General features: G+C 58.6%; 13 protein-coding genes and 2 tRNA genes. 2 read left to right on the forward strand and 13 right to left on the reverse strand.

The features are described 5' to 3' along the window. Window positions 1–20: 20 nt before the first annotated feature. A tRNA-Leu gene (locus U0L91_RS09970) sits at window positions 21–107 on the reverse strand. A 191-nt stretch (window positions 108–298) separates the two neighbouring features. Here U0L91_RS09970 and U0L91_RS09975 point away from each other — a divergent pair. Further along, complete coding sequence (locus U0L91_RS09975; RefSeq protein ID WP_330046578.1) at window positions 299–1,087, forward strand: DUF975 family protein; 789 nt, start codon at window positions 299–301, stop codon at window positions 1,085–1,087. A 42-nt stretch (window positions 1,088–1,129) separates the two neighbouring features. On the opposite strand, the gene U0L91_RS09980 is transcribed toward U0L91_RS09975, so the two are convergent. After that, complete coding sequence (locus U0L91_RS09980) at window positions 1,130–2,326, reverse strand: cation:proton antiporter (protein ID WP_330046580.1); 1,197 nt, start codon at window positions 2,324–2,326, stop codon at window positions 1,130–1,132. 221 nt (window positions 2,327–2,547) lie between these two features. On the opposite strand from U0L91_RS09980, the gene U0L91_RS09985 reads away from it, so the two are divergent. Then, window positions 2,548–2,639 (forward strand) — tRNA-Ser (locus tag U0L91_RS09985). A gap of 129 nt (window positions 2,640–2,768) precedes the next feature. Here the strand turns inward: U0L91_RS09985 and rnr are convergent. The 11 genes from rnr to pyrH all read right to left on the reverse strand — a co-directional run bounded on the left by rnr (window position 2,769) and on the right by pyrH (window position 19,933). Beyond that, window positions 2,769–4,889, reverse strand: coding sequence for a ribonuclease R (rnr, locus tag U0L91_RS09990; RefSeq protein WP_330046581.1), 2,121 nt, complete (start codon window positions 4,887–4,889; stop codon window positions 2,769–2,771). 127 nt (window positions 4,890–5,016) lie between these two features. Beyond that, complete coding sequence (gene secG, locus U0L91_RS09995) at window positions 5,017–5,262, reverse strand: preprotein translocase subunit SecG (protein WP_330046583.1); 246 nt, start codon at window positions 5,260–5,262, stop codon at window positions 5,017–5,019. A gap of 101 nt (window positions 5,263–5,363) precedes the next feature. Further along, window positions 5,364–7,622, reverse strand: a complete 2,259-nt coding sequence (locus tag U0L91_RS10000) for a DNA gyrase subunit A (RefSeq protein ID WP_330046585.1) — start codon at window positions 7,620–7,622, stop codon at window positions 5,364–5,366. 20 nt (window positions 7,623–7,642) lie between these two features. Further along, window positions 7,643–9,622, reverse strand: coding sequence for a DNA gyrase/topoisomerase IV subunit B (locus U0L91_RS10005; RefSeq protein WP_330046586.1), 1,980 nt, complete (start codon window positions 9,620–9,622; stop codon window positions 7,643–7,645). 198 nt (window positions 9,623–9,820) lie between these two features. Continuing rightward, complete coding sequence (locus tag U0L91_RS10010) at window positions 9,821–13,834, reverse strand: PolC-type DNA polymerase III (RefSeq protein ID WP_481804525.1); 4,014 nt, start codon at window positions 13,832–13,834, stop codon at window positions 9,821–9,823. Window positions 13,835–14,231: 397 nt separating this feature from the next. Continuing rightward, window positions 14,232–15,302: a flavodoxin-dependent (E)-4-hydroxy-3-methylbut-2-enyl-diphosphate synthase gene (gene ispG, locus U0L91_RS10015; protein WP_330046590.1), complete on the reverse strand. Its 1,071-nt coding sequence runs from the start codon at window positions 15,300–15,302 to the stop codon at window positions 14,232–14,234. A gap of 7 nt (window positions 15,303–15,309) precedes the next feature. Then, window positions 15,310–16,410: a M50 family metallopeptidase gene (locus U0L91_RS10020; protein ID WP_330046592.1), complete on the reverse strand. Its 1,101-nt coding sequence runs from the start codon at window positions 16,408–16,410 to the stop codon at window positions 15,310–15,312. A 30-nt stretch (window positions 16,411–16,440) separates the two neighbouring features. Further along, on the reverse strand, window positions 16,441–17,592 hold the full coding sequence (locus U0L91_RS10025; RefSeq protein WP_330046594.1) for a 1-deoxy-D-xylulose-5-phosphate reductoisomerase: 1,152 nt from the start codon (window positions 17,590–17,592) through the stop codon (window positions 16,441–16,443). Window positions 17,593–17,611: 19 nt separating this feature from the next. Next, window positions 17,612–18,475 (reverse strand): phosphatidate cytidylyltransferase, encoded by an 864-nt coding sequence (locus tag U0L91_RS10030; protein WP_330046596.1) that lies wholly within the window; start codon window positions 18,473–18,475, stop codon window positions 17,612–17,614. 136 nt (window positions 18,476–18,611) lie between these two features. Beyond that, window positions 18,612–19,166 carry a ribosome recycling factor gene (gene frr, locus U0L91_RS10035; protein ID WP_330046597.1) on the reverse strand — a complete coding sequence of 185 codons (555 nt, stop codon included), beginning with the start codon at window positions 19,164–19,166 and terminating at the stop codon, window positions 18,612–18,614. A gap of 59 nt (window positions 19,167–19,225) precedes the next feature. Further along, complete coding sequence (pyrH, locus tag U0L91_RS10040; protein WP_330046599.1) at window positions 19,226–19,933, reverse strand: UMP kinase; 708 nt, start codon at window positions 19,931–19,933, stop codon at window positions 19,226–19,228. Window positions 19,934–19,989 lie beyond the last annotated feature (56 nt).

The raw sequence follows: 19,989 nt of genomic DNA on the forward strand, positions 1-19,989 counted from the left end.
ACACTCTCGTGCTCGGGATTTGGTGCGGATGAAGGGATTTGAACCCACACTCTTTTAAGGGAACTAGAACCTGAATCTAGCGCGTCTGCCAGTTCCGCCACATCCGCATATTTCTTGTCGTTCCGTTCCCGGACGACGTATATTATTATACTGATTTCCGGCCGGTTTGTCAATGCCTTTTTTGATTTTTTCCGGATTTTTTTCTTTTTTCTTGCGGTTCTCCTCTTCTTTTCAATCGGCAGAATCTGTGCTATACTGTCTCAATGAACGAATACCGAAACACAGGAGGATACCGATTATGTGGACTCGTTCCCTGCTGAAAACAAACGCCAAGCGTGCGTTGTCCGGGCGTTACTGGCGCTGCCTTGCGCTCTGTCTGCTGATTTCCCTGCTGGGAATCGGCTTTTCCGGAAACGGCACGATGATGCAATGGAATATCAATACCGGATGGCTGAATTCCGCTTTGCGCGGTCCGGTCTGGCACGGCAATGTCTCCCAGGCGGATCTGCTGGAGTGGTACCTGCTGTCGATGCCGCTGGAGTTCTGGAACGCCCTGCTGATGGGGGCCCTGATCGGGCTCGTGCTCGGTGCTGCGTACGTTGCCTTTGTCTACAATCCGGTCCTTGTGGGCCGCAACCGCTATTTCATGGAAAGCCGACAGGCGCCCTCCCCGTTTTCCACCGTCACCTCGGTGTTCGGGTCCGGTTACTTTCACCTTGTCAAGGTCATGTTTCTGGTGCGTCTGAAGATCCTGCTGGGCTGTCTGCTGATCGTTCCTGGCATCTACTGGGCTTTCTGCTATCACCAGGTTCCCTACCTGCTTGCCGAAAATCCCTACCTCTCCACCGGGCGTGCCATGCAGCTGAGCCGCGAGATGATGCGCGGCGAAAAGTGGAAGACCTTTGTGCTGCATCTCTCCTTCCTGGGCTGGCAGATTCTCTGTGCGCTGTCCTTCGGCATCGGGTATGTATTTCTGGAACCGTATATCCAGGCCACTTTCGCGGAGCTGTACGCCGCTCTGCGGGCCAAAGCGCTTGTACAGGGGCTGAGCGACGAGAGCGAGCTGGGCGGTTTTGTCCGGCACTGACTGCATCAAAAAAAGCCTGCAGGCCATCCTGCAGGCTTTTTGTTATTCCTGTTTGAGTGCGCGGGAATCGGAGGTCGGGAATCGGACAAAGAGCGTCTTGAGCGCCAGCGGCGTGATGACCGAGGAGACAATGATCAGCAGGATCACCGCCGTGAAATAGACGGAATCCACCATGCCCACTGCCAGACCTTTCTGTGCGACAATCAGGGCGACTTCGCCGCGGGTCATCATGCCGACGCCCACTTTGAGGGAATCCATCCAGCCAAAGCGGCAGATCTTGGCTGCCAGGCCGCAGCCGACGATCTTGCTGGCCAGCGCCACGAGCACAAAGCAGACACAGAACAGTGCGATCTCCGGCGTCAGGCCGCTGATGTTGGTCTTGAGGCCGATCGAAGCGAAGAACACCGGGGAGAACATCAGGTAGTTGCTGATATCGACGCGGCGCTCCACATAGGGGGCATCATGGATGTTGCACAGCACGATGCCGGCAATATACGCACCGGTGATGTCGGCAATGCCGAAAAAGACCTCGGCGATGTAGGCCATGGCAAAGCAGAAGCCGAGGCTGGCAATCGTGATGCGCTGGGTGTGCGGATTGCGCTTATCCAGCCAGGACATCAGCCGGTACCAGATCAGGCCGACAACGATGGCCACCGCAAAGAAGAGGACCGTGCTGAGGAGCACCTTCAGGATGCTGCTGTCACTGCTGCCGCCGGCGCCCAGCACGCAGGTCAGCACCACAATGCCGATCACGTCATCAATGACGGCTGCACTGACGATCGTGGTGCCCAAGAATCCTTTGAGCTCGCCGAGTTCCTGCAGCGTGGCCACCGTGATGGAGACGCTGGTCGCCGTCATGATTGTGCCGATGAACAGCGCACGGTAGAACTCCTGGCTGCCCACCGCATCGAAGCCGTAGAAAGCACCGTAAAGCAGCGTACCGCAGACCAGCGGCACAAAGACGCCGACGCACGCCACCAGCGTGGCAATGGGTCCTGCCTTGATCAGCTGCTTGAGGTTGGTTCCAAGGCCGGTGGAGAACATCAGCAGCACGACACCGATTTCGGCAAAGGTCGTGATGGAGTCGTTGATCTGCACCCAGTTGAGCAGGCACGGTCCGATCAGCAGTCCGGCGATAATCTCACCGACCACCTGCGGCGCTTTGAACCGCCGCGCCGCCAGGCCAAAAAGCTTGGCTGTGATCAGGATGATCGCCAGGTCTTTGAAGAAGTTATACATACAATAATACCACCCTTTCCCGCCCCGAAAAATCCGGAACGTTTATCAACCTTTCGTTGATTTTCCTCTTTTCATTCTATTGTTTTACCACTTTACGGAGCAGGTTGCAAGGTTGTTGGAAAGATTTTGTCGAATCGGAAAAAAGTTTGGAATTTTGCTTGACATTTCTGCTTTGCTTTGCTATAATATCTCTTGCAGTTCGGCGATAGCCTTGCTGTTATGGAAAGATGGCTGAGCTGGTCTAAGGCGCACGACTGGAAATCGTGTAGGGCCCCTAAAGCCCTCAAGGGTTCGAATCCCTTTCTTTCCGCCATAAAGACTCCCCGGAATGTTCCGGGGAGTTTTTATTTTTGTTGTTTTCAGAGCGCAGAAAAACCGGCCCGCAGGAAACTTGTCCTGCGGGCCGGTTTTTACTCTGTGATTCTCTTTGCGGGCATTGCCGTCACATCGGCATATACTCAAAATCAATCCGGCCCAGTGCCACATCCGCGGCAGCGGCCTTGACCTTGATCGGGTCGCCCAGCATCCAGCGGCGGCCGGTGAGCGGATCGAGGATGCTCACACCCTCCACCACGGTTGCCTCCCCCTTGCAGAGCTGAGCAGCCGGGACAAAGCCTTCGACGGTGTTTTCCAGTGCCACAAAGACGCCGCGCGGCGTCACACCGGACACGGTGCCGGTATACACCTCGCCGAGATGGTTGTGCATATACTCGGCCTTGTACAGATCCTCGACATCGCGCTCGATGCGGACCGCCACCACTTCCTGGCGGCTGGACTGCTCACTGGCGTGGGTAGCAAATCCCGTATAATCCTTGATGAGCTGCTCTTCCGGCTTGCCGATCAGCATGTCGGTCAGAATGCGATGGACGGCCAGATCGGGATAGCGGCGGATGGGACTCGTGAAGTGGGCGTAATCCTTGAGGACCAGACCGTAATGTCCCTTCGGGTCGGGAGAGTAGCGGGCTTTCTGCATACTGCGCAGAATACCGGTATGCACCGGAATCTGGATGGGCTGGCCGCGCGTTTCATCCAGGATGGCGGACAGTTCGAGCTGCGTCGGGACCTCGCCCTGGAAGTGGACATTCAGGCCGCAGGCCTTGAGCGTGGCCGAGAGTTTTTCCAGCTTTTCGGCATCGGGAGCTTCATGGATACGATACACGAAGGGAACGCGGTGCGTGCGGCCCGCGTTGGCGGCGCACTGGTTGGCGAGCAGCATGAACTCTTCGATCATGCATTCCGAAACGCCGCGGGTGCGCTTGACGATATCCACGCAGCGGCCTTCCTCATCCATCACGAGCTTGGCCTCGTCGGACTCGATATCCATGGCGCCGCGGGCATGGCGAAGAGCGACCCGCTTCTCATACAGTTCCTGCATGACGGGAAGCTGGCTGACCACGTCCTTGTATTTGGTCATGAGCGCCGGATCGTTGGAGCCGTCCAGCAGGGCATTGATCTCTTTGTACACGCCCTTGACGCGGCTGCGGATCACGCTCTTGACAAAGCGATAGCTGTGGATTTCTCCCTTTTCATCCAGCTGCATCAGGCAGGAGAAGGCCAGGCGCTCCTCCCCTTCGTTCAAACTGCAGATGCCGTTGGAAAGCTGGGTGGGCAGCATCGGGATGACCTTGTCGGCATAGTAGATGCTGGTGGCACGCTCAAAGGCTTCCTTGTCCAGCGCCGTATCGGGGCGGACATAGTGGCTGACATCGGCAATATGCACGCCGAGTTCGTAGCCACCGTTCTGCAGCTTCATCAGGCTGATGGCGTCGTCAATGTCCTTGGTCTCGGCGGAGTCGATCGTGAAGATCGGAATTCCGCGCAGGTCCACCCGGTGCTCCACTTCGGCGGGATCAATGACCGCATTGTCGTAGGCGTGGGCTTCGCTGAGGACATCCTCGGGGAATTCCTGGCGCACGTCACGGCCGTACAGGATGGCCTTGGCACATTCCGAAGCGCGGTCGGAGGTACCGAACCGCTCCGCGACGGCAGCGCGGTGTTCCATATGACGCTGGCCGCGTCCGGTGAGGACGGCGCCGACCTTGTCGCCCAGCTGGGCGCCGTTGCGGCCGGACTTTTCCAGCAGGATGCGGACATCGCGGCAGCCGTCCGGCTCGACGGCATACCGGCCGTCCTCCGTCAGGACAATGGTGCCGGCAAAGCTGTTGTGCGGCGTGGTGACCTCCACCACTTCGCCTTCGGCGCTGCCCTCCACGCGGGGATGATCAAACAGCTTGATCAGCACCTTGTCCTGCGGCATGGCGCCATGCAGGGCACGGCCGGGAATGAAGATGTCCCCGGTCCCGTCATCCCGGGAGGCAAAGCCGAACCGTGCGGCCAGCTTGACCAGCGTACAGGGGATGGTCTGGGGCTGAAGCTCGTTTTCCATCACCGCATAGCCCGGCACATACTGACCGTTGCGGGCGCTGAGCATACCGGTCGCCACCATGGCCGTGACCGTGTTGCGCAGCCGGGAATTATCCACCTGCAGCGCGTTCTGGAGTTCCCGGAGAGTCTGGGGGCGGCGCTTACAGGCCGCGAGAATGTTCTTTTGTAATGGTGTCATGCAATTGTTCTCCTCTTTGACGTCGCCCTGCCATCCGACAGGGCCCTTCCAAAATACCTTCTTGTATACTTTACCCATAAAAAACGACCCGCGTTGAATGGCGGGCCGTACACGGTTCAACAGAAAATCACAGGCGAGCGCTGAGCACGCAGACCAGCAGCGTAGCCACAAAGAAAACGCCGCCGCAGACCTTGGTGACCTTGGCAAGCTTGGCATCCAGCCCACGCTCGCGTCCGGCAGCCATGAAGCTGTTGTCGCCCATGATGGCGGCAGACAGGCCCTGGCCCTTCTGGGTCTGTGCAAGAGTGAAGATGATAATCAGAACCGAGATAACGATCAGCACAACGCCGAACGCAATTTCATAAGCGGACATTGATAGCACTCCTTTTTAACCTCATACAACTAGCAGTTTACCATATCCGGAAACGAATTGCAAGGATTTCCCGCAGAAATGCAGAAAAATTGCAAAAGATTTTACAGGGTCATCTGCTCCGCGCGGTCTTCCTGGCGCAGGATGGCACCGGCAGCCGGCAGGGTCCGCACCCGGTAGCGATGGGCATCGGTCAGTTCCAGGCCCTCGGCGGGGCGGACTTTGGCAATCCGGGCATTCTTTTTCAGGGTGACCACGTTGACGCCGGCGGTATCGCGGGTAGTCTTCTCAGGAATCAGCGCACTGCCTGCGAGCAGCAGACGGTCCGCCGAGGTGCCGCCGCTGATGAAGATGGCAATCTCGCATTCCTCTTCCAGGTGGAGCATCGCGGCCAGTTCAGCCTTATCGCTGAACGCCTTGAGGAGCTTGCGGCGGTTCTGTTTGGTGACATAGCTGGACAGCGGCACCTTGGCGCACTTGCCGTTCTGGAAGAAGAACAGCATATGGCCGCGGTAATCCGAGGTAACCGTCATGAACAGCGGGACCTCCCCTTCCTCCATCTCCAGCTTGGAGGCGACATACTCGCCCAGAACGCTGGCCTTGGTATCGGAGAATTCCGAGGCGCGGGACTTATAGACCTGCGCATGGTTCGTGAAGAAGAGCAGCTCGGTGTTGTTGGTGGTCTCCTTGGAATAGACGATCTCGTCGCCGTCCTTGAGTTTCTGTTCGCCCGACATCCGCAGCGACTGAGGCGTGATCTTCTTGAAATAGCCTTCCCGGGTGAAGAAGACGGTAACCGGGTAGTCCGGCGCAGACTGCGGCTCATCCTCGGCCAGGTCGTCGGGCAGATCGTAGAGGATCTCGGTGCGGCGGGGCTGGCCGTATTTTTTGGCCACGTCGGCCAGTTCGGTCATGATGATCCGGCGGATGCGGGCCGGGCGCTTGAGAACATCCTCCAAATCGGCAATGGCCTTCTCGAGTTCCTCGATCTCCTCGGTGCGTTTGAGGATGTATTCCCGGTTGAGGTGGCGCAGCTTGATCTCGGCCACATACTCGGCCTGGACCTCATCGATGCCGAAGCCGATCATCAGGTTGGGCACCACCTCGGATTCCTCGGCGGTATTGCGGACAATCTCGATGGCCTTGTCAATATCGAGCAGGATGGCTTCGAGGCCGCGCAGCAGGTGCAGGCGTTTCTGCTTGCCCTGCAGGTCATAGTAGGTGCGGCGGCGCACACATTCCGAACGGAACGCGATCCATTCCAGCAGGATCTGCCGCACACCCAGAACCTTGGGCTGGCCGGCAATCAGGACGTTGAAATTGCAGGCAAAGTTATCCTCGAGGGGGGTTGCCTTGAACAGCCGCGCCATCAGTTTATCGGGGTCCTGACCGCGCTTGAGGTCGATGGTCAGCTTGAGGCCGTTGAGGTCGGTCTCATCGCGCATATCGCTGATTTCCCGGATTTTCCCCAGCTTGACCAGCTCGGTGATCTTGTCCATGATGGCTTCCACCGTGGTGGTGGGCGGGATGCGCGTCACGTCAATGCAGTTGTTTTCCTTGTCGTAGGACCAGCGGGCACGGACCCGGATGCTGCCGCGGCCGTTTTCCAGCACATTGGCCATCTCGGAGGCATCATAGAGGATGGTACCGCCGCCCACGAAATCCGGCGCCGGCAGCAGCTGCATCAGATCGGCCTGCTCGTCCTTCATCAGCGCGATGGTCGCGTTGCACAGCTCAGTCAGGTTGAAGGAACAGATGTTGGACGCCATGCCGACCGCAATGCCCAGGGTATTGTTGGCCAGAATCGTGGGGAAGGTCACGGGCAGCATGGTAGGCTCGGTGGTTGTGCCGTCGTAGTTGGGGACGAAATCCACGGTATCCTTGTCAATATCGCGGAACAGCTCCTCACAGACCGGTTCGAGCTTGGCCTCGGTATAACGTGCGGCGGCATAGGCCATATCCCGGCTGTATGCCTTGCCGAAGTTGCCCTTGGAATCCACAAACGGCACCAGCAGGCTTTCATTGCTGCGACCCATACGGACCATCGTGTCGTAGATGGCGGCATCGCCGTGGGGGTTCAGGTGCATCGTGCTGCCCACAATGTTGGCGCTTTTGGTGCGGGCCCCTTTGAGCAGGCCCATGCCGTACATGGTATACAGCAGCTTGCGATGGGCCGGCTTGAATCCGTCGATCTCGGGCAGGGCGCGGGAAACGATGACGCTCATCGCGTAGGGCATATAGTTGGTTTCCAGCGTCTCGGTGATCGGGCTTTCAATGACCTCGCCGGCGGAAAGGATCTCGACGTTGTCACCCAGCTGCGGACGGCTGGGCGCGGTTTTATGTTTGGTTGTTTTTTTAGCCATAGCTTCTCCTCTTCCCCGTTTCAGGACACATCCAGATCATCCAGATACTCCGCGCCATGCTCGGCGATATGCTCCTTGCGTCCCTGAAGATTGTCGCCCAGCAGCAGGTCAAAGACCTCCGCGGTCTTTTTGACATCGGTGGGAAGTACCTTGATGAGCCGGCGGCTCTCGGGGCTCATCGTCGTGAGCCACATCATCTCGGGGTCATTCTCGCCCAGACCTTTGGAGCGCTGGATCGTGTATTTTTGGCCATCAATCCGCTTGAGGATATCGGCCTTCTCGGGTTCGGTATAGGCAAAATAGGTCTTGTCCTTGGTGTTGATCTCATACAGCGGGCTTTCCGCAATATAGACATATCCCTTGTTGATCAGGGTCGGCGTCAGGCGGTACAGCATCGTCAGAACCAGGGTGCGGATCTGGTAGCCGTCCACATCGGCATCGGTACAGATGACAATCTTATTGAAGCGCAGATTGTCCAGATTGAAGGTGGCCAGATCCTTGTTGTGGCTGCCGCCCAGTTCGACGCCGCAGCCCATCACCCGGATCAGATCGGTGATGATGTCGGACTTGAAGATCCGCGCATAGTCCGCCTTGAGGCAGTTGAGGATTTTGCCGCGGATCGGCATGATGGCCTGGAACTCCGAGTCCCGGCTCTGCTTGACGGCACCCATGGCGGAATCGCCCTCCACAATGTAGAGTTCCCGCCGGGAGGCATCCTTGGTGCGGCAATCCACGAACTTCTGGACGCGGTTGGCCAGGTCCATCTGCTGGGTCATCGTCTTTTTGATGCTGACGCGGGCCTTCTCGGCATGTTCGCGGCTCTGCTTGTTGATCAGCACCTGTTTGCAGGCCTTTTCGGCCTCGTCGGGGTTCTCGACGAAGTAGACTTCCAGCTGGTGCTTGAGAAACTCCGTCATAGCCTGCGCCACAAACTTGTTGGTGATGGCCTTCTTGGTCTGGTTTTCGTAGCTCGTGCGGGTCGAAAAGCTCGACGAGACCAGCACGAGGCAATCCTGCACATCGTTGAAGGTGATGGCGCTCTCGTTCTTCTTGTAAAGGCCCTTGTTTTTCAGCCAGTTGTTGATCTGGTTGACAAAGGCCAGCCGGACGGCGCGGTCCGGACTGCCGCCGTGTTCCAGCCAGCTGGAGTTATGGTAGTATTCCAGCGTCTGGACCGTGTTGGAAAAGCAGAAGGCCACATTCATCTTGACCTGGTATTCCGGCTGATCCTCCCGGTCGCGGCCCACCGCGGCACCGGAACAGAAATGCACCGGGGTCAGGCTGTCTTCGCCGGCGATCTCGTTGGCATAGTCCACGATGCCGTGTTCATAATAGTATTCGCTTTTCTCGACACGGTCGCCCGACCGGTCATTGAACACCATCGTGACGCCGTCATTGACGACCGCCTGGCGGCGCAGCATATCCTTGAAGGTCTCGGGCGGGACATGGATATCGGTAAACACTTCACTATCCGGTTTCCAGCGGATCACCGAACCGGTCCGGCGGCCGCTGAACGGCTCCTTTTTCAGACCGCCGATGTTCTCGCCCTTGCGGAAGTCCAGATGATAGTGCATGCCATCCCGGTAGATATCGGCCGTCATCCATTCGCTGGAATACTGCGTGGCACACAGACCCAGACCGTTGAGGCCCAGGCTGAAATCATAGTTGCCGCCGCCTTCCCCGTATTTGCCGCCCGCGTACAGTTCGCAGAAGACCAGATCCCAGTTCCAGCGCTCCTCGGCATGGTTGTAATCCACCGGGATGCCGCGGCCGAAGTCCTCGACTTCGATGCTGTTGTCGGGAAACAGCGTGACATTGATCCGGTTGCCGTATCCGTCACGGGCTTCATCAATGGAGTTGGAAACAATTTCAAAAATGGAGTGGGCACAGCCCTCGACGCCGTCCGAGCCGAAAATAACGGCCGGACGTTTGCGCACCCGGTCGGCGCCTTTCAGGCTTTTGATGCTTTCGTTGCCGTATTCTTCCTTCTTTTTTGCCATGCGGCAGTTCCCTCCGGTATCGTCTAAATCTGCAATCCCGGGGCAGACCCGCGGAAATTGCGAAACAATCATTGTATTCAGTATAACACAACTTATGGTTGTAGGCAAGGTGAACTTTTGTCAGAATCTGGCAGATTCCGGTCCTGTCTTCCCTGCTCCGGCACAAAAAAGGCTCCCGCAGTGCGGGAACCTTGAAGGTCACATCAGGCTGAACAGATCCACCTGACTGGTTTCGGGCAGGCTGCCCAGGGCTCCCACCTCGCGCAGCTTGTCAAAGACGGACTGTGCCACGCCGGAAGCCTGCTGCAGTTCTTCCACCGAGATATATTCCTGCCCGTGGAGGGTGGCTTCCTCCAGCGCAACGGCAGCCGCTTCGCCCAGACCGCGCAGGGCCGTGAACGGCAGACGGACCTTGTCATCCTCCACGATATACTTGCTGGCATGGCTCTTGCCCAGTTCAATGGGCAGGAACTGATACCCGCGCTGCAGCATCTCATTGACAAGCTGCAGGCTGACCAGGGCATCGTCATCCTTGGCGGTGCGCTCATCCTTGGGAATCTTTTCGTTTTCCCGCAGATGTTCCTTGGCCACACGGATGCCGCCCACGGCGGCCTCGTAGTCGATGTCGGCGCCGCGGACCGTGAAGTAGACCGCATAAAAGATCGGCGGCTTGTAGACCTTGAACCACATGAGCCGGATGGCAGCCATCAGGTAGGCCACCGCGTGGGCCTTGGGGAACATATACTTGATCTTGCGGCAGGATTCGATATACCAGTCGGGTACATCATGTTCCCGCATGGCCTCCTCCCAGCCGGGCTTGAATCCGCCCTTGGCGACCTTTCCTTTTCGGACGGCCTCCATGATGTCGAAGGACATCTTGGGTTCAAGGCCCTTGCGCAGAAGGTACAGCATGATGCTGTCACGGCAGCCGATCACCTCGGCGATCGTGCAGGTGCCCGACCGGATCAGCTCATCGGCGTTGTTGGTCCAGACATCGGTGCCGTGGGACAGACCCGAAATCTGGATCAGCTCGGAAAAGTTCTTGGGTTTGGCGTCCAGCAGCATGCCGCGGACAAAGTTGGTGCCCATCTCCGGAATGCCGAAGGTTCCGGTCTGGCTTCCGATCTGCTCGGGGGTGACACCGAGCGCCTCGGTGGAGGTCAGCAGGCTGTACACCTTGGGGTCGTTCATGGGAACGCTGTCAATGGGAATGCCGGAATACTCCTCAAAGTATTTGTAGAAGGTCGGAACATCGTGTCCCAGCTCATCCAGTTTGAGCAGCGTATCATGCAGGTATTTGAATTCAAAGTGTGTGGTCAGCAGTCCGCCCTTCACATCGTCGGCCGGGTGCTGGATGGCACAGAAATCGTAGATGTCAAAGGTGGACGGCACGACAACCATGCCGCCGGGATGCTGACCGGTGGTCCGCTTGACGCCGGTACAGCCCATGCACAGGCGGTTTTCCTCGGCACGGTTGACGGTCTTGCCGCGCTCTTCCAGGTACTTCTTGACATAGCCGTAGGCGGTCTTGTCCTGCAGACCCGAGACGGTACCCGCCTTGAAGACGTTCTCCTTGCCAAAGAGTTCCTCGGTATAGCGGTGAACGTTGGACTGATACATGCCCGAGAAGTTCAGGTCGATATCCGGTTCCTTATCGCCGTAGAAGCCGAGGAAGGTTTCAAACGGGATATCATGGCCGTCCATCTGCATGGGCTGGCCGCAGACCGGGCAGGTCTTGTCGGGCAGGTCAAAGCCATCCATTGTAACGCCGTCGTCAATCCATTCACTGTGCTTGCAGTTGGGGCACAGGTAATGCGGCGGCATGGAGTTGACCTCCGAAATACCGGAGAAGTGCGCAACGGCCGAGGAGCCGACCGAGCCACGACTGCCCACCTGGTAGCCGCCCGCATTGGAAAACGCCACGAGCTTGACCGCAATGACATACAGAACCGCATAACCGTGGCCGCAGATGGAATCCAGCTCCTTTTTCAGGCGCTTCTGGAGGATATCCGGCAGCGGATCGCCGTAATCGCGGCGGGCATGCTGCCAGGTGCCGGACCGGAGCTGGTCCTCCGCGCCCTCAATGGAGGGTGGATAGGTGCCCCGCGGGATGGCACGCAGATTGTTGTCGATGGTGGCGGCAATCTTGTTCGGATTGGTCACGCAGATCTCGAAGGCTTTGTCCTGGGGCAGATAGCTGAACTGCTCCAGCATATCCTGTGTTGTGCGGTAATACAGCGGCGCCTGGTTGTCGGCGTCCTTGAAGCCGTTGCCTGCCTGAAGCACGGCGCGGTAAATGCGGTCCTCCGGCTCCTGAAAATGAACGTCGCCGGTGGCCACCACGGGTTTGTGCAGTTCTTCGCCCAGCTGGATGACCGTGCGGTTGAAGTTCTTGACCGCTTCGATGGAATCCACCTGGCCGTTGCGGACCATGAATTCGTTGTTGCCGAGCGGCTGAACTTCAAGGTAGTCGTAGTAGTCCGCGATGCGCAGCAGCTCTTCATGGGATTTTCCGGCCACGATTGCCCTGTAAAGTTCTCCTGCTTCACAGGCCGGTGAGAGGATCAGGCCCTCCCGGTAACGGTTGAGCAGGCTGCGCGGCACGCGGGGTTTCTTGAAAAAGTACTGCGTATGGGCCGCACTGACGATGCGGTAGAGGTTTTTGAGACCGATCTGGTTCTGAACCAGAATGATCAGATGGTAGTATTTCTTTTTCAGAACTTCCTTATTCCCGCCCAGGCCGGTGTTGATGGATTCGACGGTGTGCATATCCTTCTCTTCCAGATCGTTGAGCATGATCTCAAAGATGCGGGCCAGGGCCATGGCATCATCGACGGCGCGGTGATGGTTGAAGGGCGGGATTTCCAGATGCTTGTTGATGGTATCCAGTTTATAGTTGTGCAGTCCCGGGAAGAGAGCCTGCGCCATCGGAAGGGTATCCAGGTAGGTGTTGGAGAAATCCACACCGGCTTTCTCGGCCGCCTTCTGGATGAACAGCATATCAAAGCCGTTGGCATTGTGGGCCACCAGGATATGGTCACCGCAGAATTCCTTGAACTGCCGGATGGCCTCCTCGGGGGTCGGCGCCCCCTCCACCATCGAATCGTTGATGCCGGTCAGTTCCACGACCCGCGACGGGATCGGTTTGCCCGGGTTGACAAAGGTGCAGAACTTTTTCTCCTCGTTGATCCTGCCATTCTCCACACAGACGGCACCGATCTCGGTCAGGGCTTCGTTGTTGGCATCCAGGCCGGTGGTTTCGGTATCAAAGACAACAAAGGACCCGCTGAGCGGCATGGCGGCGTTGCCGTACACTGCCGGGATCATATCATCCACAAAGTAGGCTTCGCAGCCGTAAATCAGTTTGAAGTTGGGGTCCTCGCCGTGGATTTCATCGGTGGCCAGCATGGCTTCGGGGTAGCCCTGGCAGACGCCGTGGTCGGTGATGGCGATGGCACGGTGGCCCATCCGATGGGCCAGCCGGACAATCTTGCCGGAATCACAGAAGCCGTCCATCGAGCTGGACTTGGTGTGCAGATGCAGCTCCACCCGCTTCTGCCCTTCCGGTGCGGTATCCTGGCGCGGCATCCGCTCGACCTGCAGAACGTCGTAGGGCAGCAGCACATAGTCGTGCTCGTATTTGTCGTAGGTATAGTTGCCGCGGACAATGAGGGTGGTGCCGGGCTTGATGCCCTCCCACTTGGACATATCCTCGGTTTCATCTCCCAGGACCTTGAGGTTGACCGAGCCGTTATAGTCGGTGATGGAGGTGAAATAGATCTTGCGGCGGTTGCCCTTGACTTCGCTGAAGAACACATCGCCCCAGACCGTCACCTTGCCGCCGTCGCCCAGATCATTGAGGGGGCGCAGATCAGCAGGCTTGAAGGATTTGCCATAGAACACTTTGGCCGGTTTCGGCGCGAGGTCCAGCCCCTCGATCGTGAAGGGAGCCACTTCCTCGTGGGCCTTGAACTGGGCGGCAGGAGTCTTTTCGGCCACACGGCGTTCCAGGTCGTCGGCGTTCATCTGCTTGCCCACCAGCTGCATCCGGACAATGGGCAGTGCCCCGGTCCGTTCCTGGATCAGTTCTGCCAGGCGGCGCGGGAACTCCACGCTTTCCAGGATGGCAAGGCCGGCATTGACACGGACCACCAGGCCGTCCGATTCAAACGCGACGGGCTGCACGGCATCCAGGAACCCGTTGACCGGCATTCCCTGTTGTTTGAGTTCCTCGATCAGGGCCTTGACGGCTTCGGGGGTGATGGCATCGTAATTGAAGTAATTTTTGACCGAGAGGTCATAGCCGGCGAACGTCGCCTGCAAGGAGGCCAGAAGGCGGTCGCAGAGGTCCCCGTTGAGCGGGGCCGCACTGCGCAGGCTGATCACAACCCGGCGTGCCGTGCGGAACAGCTGGACGTGTTCCACCAGGACGCTGCCGAAACAGGCCGTAAACTGTTGGTCCGCCGTGAACTGCGGCCAGACCTGGGTGACGAGTGGTTTCAAACGATCTACCTCTTGAATACGATATTTCCCGGAAAATCCTGAACCGTATGCAATGCCCTGCACCTTCCCGCAAAGCACGGAAAAGGACGCAGGGCATCAGACGGCGTTACAGTTTGTGGATCTCGTCGATCAGCTGGTCCACGATGTGGTCCTTGAGCATCCGGACACGCTGGCCGCGGATGAAGAGCAGCGCTTCATCCTTACCGCCCGCAATGCCGATGTCCGCATCGGACGCTTCGCCGGGGCCATTGACGATGCAGCCCATGATGGCGATCTTGAGGGGTTTGCGGAAGCCTTCCTCCTTGAGGCGAGCTTCGACCTCGTTGGCAATCTCAATCATAGGGTACTGGGTACGGCCGCAGGTGGGGCAGCTGATGATCTCGGGTCCCGCCACGGCATACCCGGCCGCGCGGAGAATGTCGTAGCCGGCATAGACCTCGTCCTCGGGGTCGCCGGTCAGCGAGACACGCAGCGTATCGCCGATGCCTTCCATCAGCAGCCCGCCGATGCCCATACCGGACTTGATCAGGCCCATCCGGTTGCCGCCCGCTTCGGTCACGCCCACATGGAGCGGATAATCCGTCTGGGAGGACAGCAGCCGGTACGCGGCCATCATCCGCGGGACATTGGAGGATTTGATGGAGATGACAATGTTTTCAAAATCATGCTTTTCGAGCAGATGTACATGATACATGGCGCTTTCCACCATGGCTTCGGGCACCGGCGCGCCATACTTGGCAAGGATATGCTTTTCCAGGCTGCCGCCGTTGACGCCGATGCGGATGGGGATATTCTTGGCATTGCAGGCATCCGCCACCGCCTTGACGCGGTCATCCGAGCCGATGTTGCCGGGATTGATGCGGATCTTGTCGGCGCCGGCATCAATGGCGGCCAGAGCGGCTTTGTAGTCAAAATGGATGTCCGCCACGACGGGGATATCCACCGCTTCCTTGATCGCGGCCACAACGGCGGCATCGGCCGGCGTCGGCACCGTAACACGGACGATCTGGCAGCCGGCCTTGGCAACCCGTTTGGCCTGTTCCACATTGCCGGCAATGTCCTTGACCGGGACGTTGAGCATCGTCTGCACGGCAATGGGATGATTGCCGCCGATGGTCACGTTGCCGATGCGCACGGTACGCTTGGTTTGACGCATGAGAGTGTCCTCCTTTTTCATCCGTTTCTCAAAGAAAATACTTTGCCACATCCTGCATGGTGACCATGACCATCAGCATGAGCAGCAGCACCATGCCCGCCGCGTTGAGCGCCGCCTGGACACGGACTGGCACTTCGCGCCGGGTGATACCTTCGGCTGCCAGGAACAGCAGCTTGAAGCCGTCCAGGCCGGGAATGGGCAGCAGATTGAAGATTCCCAGGTTAACTGTGATGACAGCAGCCAGGCTGAGCACATCCCGCCAGCCGTACTGCACGGCCTCACTGACCGCGCTGACCACGCCGACCGGACCGGACAGTTCATTGATGCCCACCCGTCCGGTGAACAGATCCACAAACCCGCGCAGAATCACCCGGGAATAGTAACAGAAATAGCGGATGGCGCCGCTGACCACCGTGCGGGGCGTCTTTTCGATGCCGTAAACACGGAAATCCAGCACCATCGAGGTGGAGCCGTCCGATTCGGTGCGCGAGTCAAACTGCACATCCGGCAGTGTGACGCGATGACCGTCACGCAGAACCGTGAAGGAGGCGGAATAGTCCTCGGTGCGCTGCAGTTCATAGATGACATCCTCGGCCGTGAAGCAGATATGTCCGTTGACGGCCAGAATTTCATCCCCCGCCTGCAGGCCGGTCTGCTCACTGCGCGGATTGTCGCCCACAAAGTCATAGATGACCTTGCTGGTCACGGCATCCTGGCTGGCCGTGAGAATCAGAATGACCACAAAGCCAAGCAGGAAATTCATCAGCGCACCGGCCGCAATCACAAAGAAGCGCTGCCAGGGGCCGGCTTCGGCGTAGGTACGGCCATCCATGGTTGCGGGCAGCAGCGGTGTATGAGGATTGTAGGCGGGCGGTTCCTCCGCTTTCTCCTGTTCTTCCTCGGCGGGTTCCTCCCCTGCCAGCGCGTTGTAACCGCCGAGCGGGAGCAGACGGATGCTGTACCGCGTACCGTTCCGGACACGGCTCCACAGCGCCGGGCCGAACCCGATGGAGAATTCTTCCACCCGGATGCCGCACCGCCGGGCTGCCAGAAAATGCCCCAGTTCGTGAACCAGAACCACCGTTCCAAACACCAAAACTGCCGCAACCACGGTGAGCAAACCTGTCATAAGCACCTCAATTCAGTCTGTGATCGTTTGTCAAAGATGTGCCCTGACGTACGCACGCGCCATGCGGTCACATTCGTACACGTCCTGCAGGGTATATTCCCCGCCGTAGCTGTCACTGTCCACGACGCCTTCCACCAGACGGCCGATATCCAAAAAGCCGATCCGGTCCTGCAGGAAGAGGCGGACCGCCTCCTCATTGGCGCCGTTGGCGGCGCAGGGGCCCAGGCCGCCCTTGCGGATGGCCTTCTTGGCAGCTGCCAGGCAGCGGAAGGTCTCCTCGTCGGCAACATCGAAGGTCAGTTTTTTCAAGGCCGCAAAGTCCAGTTCGGGGACCGGGCTTTCCAGACGGTCGGGCCAGGTCAGGGCATACTGGATGGGAATCCGCATATCGGGCACCCCCATCTGGGCAATGACCGAGTGGTCGGCAAACTGCACCGCGGAGTGGATGATGCTCTCCCGCTGGACAACAATCTGGATCTTGTCTTCAGGCAGGCCGAACAGCCAGACTGCCTCGATCAGTTCAAGGCCCTTGTTCATCAGCGTGGCGGAGTCGATGGTGATCTTGGCGCCCATATTCCAGTTGGGATGCTTGAGGGCGTCCTCCTTTTTCTTGCCGCGCAGCTGCTCGGTGGTCATTCCGAAGAAGGGTCCGCCCGAAGCCGTCAGCAAAATCTTTTCCAGCCGCTTGGCCGAATGGGCATCCTGCAGACACTGGAAGATGGCGGAGTGTTCGCTGTCCACCGGCAGCAGTTTGACGCCGCGGCGGCGGACAGCATCGGTGACCAGATGACCGCCGGTCACGAGGCTTTCCTTGTTGGCAAGTGCCAGGTCATGACCGCTCTCGATGGCGGCCAGCGACGCGGACAGGCCCGCAATTCCCACCACGGCGTTGAGCACGACATCGGGGCCGTCCATGGCGGCCAGTTCCCGCAGGCCCTCGGGGCCGCGGAGCAGCTTGGGCGCGTCCGACGTTCCGGCCAGCTCCGCCTCAAGGCGATCACAGGCATTCGGGTCCACCACCGCCACATAGGACGGATGGAATTCAGCAATCTGCTGGAGCAGCAGTTCCACACGGGAATTGGCAGACAGGCCAAAGACTCGGTACCCGTGCATCCGGGCCACATCCAGGCTCTGGGTCCCGATGGAGCCCGTGGAGCCCAGCAAGGTAATGGTTTTCGGCATGAATTTCACATCCCTGTTGTTATTGAATGGTATAGAAGAAATAGCGCACGACGATGCAGACAAACGGCGCAATGAACATCACGCTGTCAAACCGGTCCAGAATACCGCCGTGTCCGGGGAAAATGGTACCGTAATCCTTGATGCCCGCCTGGCGCTTGACCGCCGAAGCGAACAGGTCGCCGAGGATGCCCAGCACCGACGCCACGGCGCCCATCACCGCAATGATGAGATAGTGCCGCATCGTCACATTGACAGTCAGGGTGGTGAAGCTGCCGGTCGGGATGCTGTAAAGCACCGTGGCCACAAGGCCCACCACCATACTGCCGATGATGCCGCCGACGGCGCCTTCCACCGTCTTGTTGGGGCTGACGACCGGCGCGAGTTTATGCTTGCCGAAGGCTCGGCCGGCAAAATAAGCCGACGTGTCGCCGCCCCAGGCAAAGCAGAGAATCAGCAGGATAAAGAAGATCGCGTCGTACCCGTACTGGGCCATGGGCAGCCGGCGTTTGAGATAGATCAGCGAGTAGAAGCAGTACAGGATCACCCCGCTGAAATACAGCAGGCCGCTCATTTTTCCGAAATCCAACGTCCGGCTGTTGGCAATCAGGCAGATATTGTAAAACAGGACCGTCAGGAAACCTACCGGCAAAAGCAATGCCCGCGCCGTCTGGCTGGCGCTGAGCATGAGCAGAAGCGTAAAGGGAATGGCGGCCGCAAACAGATACCACTGTTTTTTGCCGAAGCCCATGGCACTGAACACTTCGTGGATTCCGATGAGGCAGATCGCTGCGAGAACCAGATCAAACAGTGCCGTGTCAAAAAAGACCAGCACAACGGCAAGGACAGCGAGGCCAACCACGGCGGTGACGATACGAGTTTTCATAAAAGCGGATTCCTTTCAGGGTGCATGTGCAGTCGTTTCTTCCAAATTGTATGCACACGGCCTTTGGATTTTGCATTTGTCCGGGATATGCCATGTGCCGCGCTCTGTTTCCATGCGCGGCACACAGATACGGAAATCAGACTTCCATGACTTCCTTGTTCTTGCGGGCGCAGGTCGCGTCGATCTCCTTGACGAACTTATCGGTCAGTTTCTGGATTTCCTCTTCGAGGTTCTTCTGATCGTCCTCGGTCAGCTCTCCCGCCTTTTTCATGGCTTTGAACTTATCCATCGCATCGCGGCGCACATTGCGGACCGCAACCTTGGCTTCCTCGCCCTGCTTCTGCACTTCCTTGGTCAGCTGGCGGCGGCGCTCCTCGGTGGGCGCCGGGAACACCAGGCGGATCGTGTGACCGTCATCAATGGGGTTGATGCCGATGTCACTGGTCTGGATGGCCTTGGAGATCGCCTTGACCAGCTTGCCGTCCCAAGGCGTGATGGTCAGGATGCGGGCTTCGGCCACAGCAACCGACGCCACCTGATTGATCGGCGTGGGGCTTCCGTAATAATCCACCGAAACCTTGTCGAGAATCGCAGGGTTCGCACGTCCGGCACGAATGGTGGCCAGCTCGCGATCCAGGTGGGAAACGCAGTTGTTCATTTTTTCTTCGTAGATTTTAGTCGTGCTGCTCATAGAGGTTCTCCTTTGTGTGCAAATTCTTTCCTATGAAACGGGTGCATCCGCAGCCCGGTTTATTCCTTGACCAGCGTGCCGATCTGTTCGCCCTGCACGGCGCGTGCAATATTGGCGGGGTCTCCCAGATCGAAGACGAGAATCGGCAGGCCGTTGTCCCGGCAGAGCGTGGCGGCCGTGGAGTCCATGACGGCCAGCCGCTCATCCAGGACGCGGGTGAACGTGAGGGTATCATATTTGACAGCGTCGGCGTATTTGTGCGGGTCCTTGTCATAGACGCCGTCCACCATCGTTGCCTTGAGCATCGCATCGGCACCGATCTCCAGGGCACGCAGCGCCGAGGCGGTATCGGTGGAGAAGATCGGGTTGCCCGTACCGCCGCCGAACACCACGATCCGGCCCGCTTCGAGCTCCGCAACCGCTTTATCGCTGCGGAACGTCTCGGCGACCTGCGGCATGGCGGCACTGGTCATGACGACGGCCGGGACACCCTGCTGGCGCAGCGCGTCCTTGAGGGCAATCGCATTCATGACGGTCGCCAGCATACCGATCTTGTCGGCATCCATCCGGTCCATCTTACCGGAGGAACGGCCGCGCCAGAAATTGCCGCCGCCGACCACAATGCCGATCTCAACGCCCAGATCATGGGCGGCCTTGATACCGCTGCAGATCGACGCGATGGTCGCTTCGTCAAAACCGGTACCCTTGGCGCCGGCCAGGGCTTCTCCGCTTACCTTTAAAAGAACACGTTTATAGGCAACTGCCATAATGATACACCACCTGAATTTATCTTATCCCTTGTATTTTACAATAGTTTGACCAT

Source organism: Gemmiger sp., from assembly GCF_036306485.1.
Taxonomy (GTDB): Bacteria; Bacillota; Clostridia; order Oscillospirales; family Ruminococcaceae; genus Gemmiger.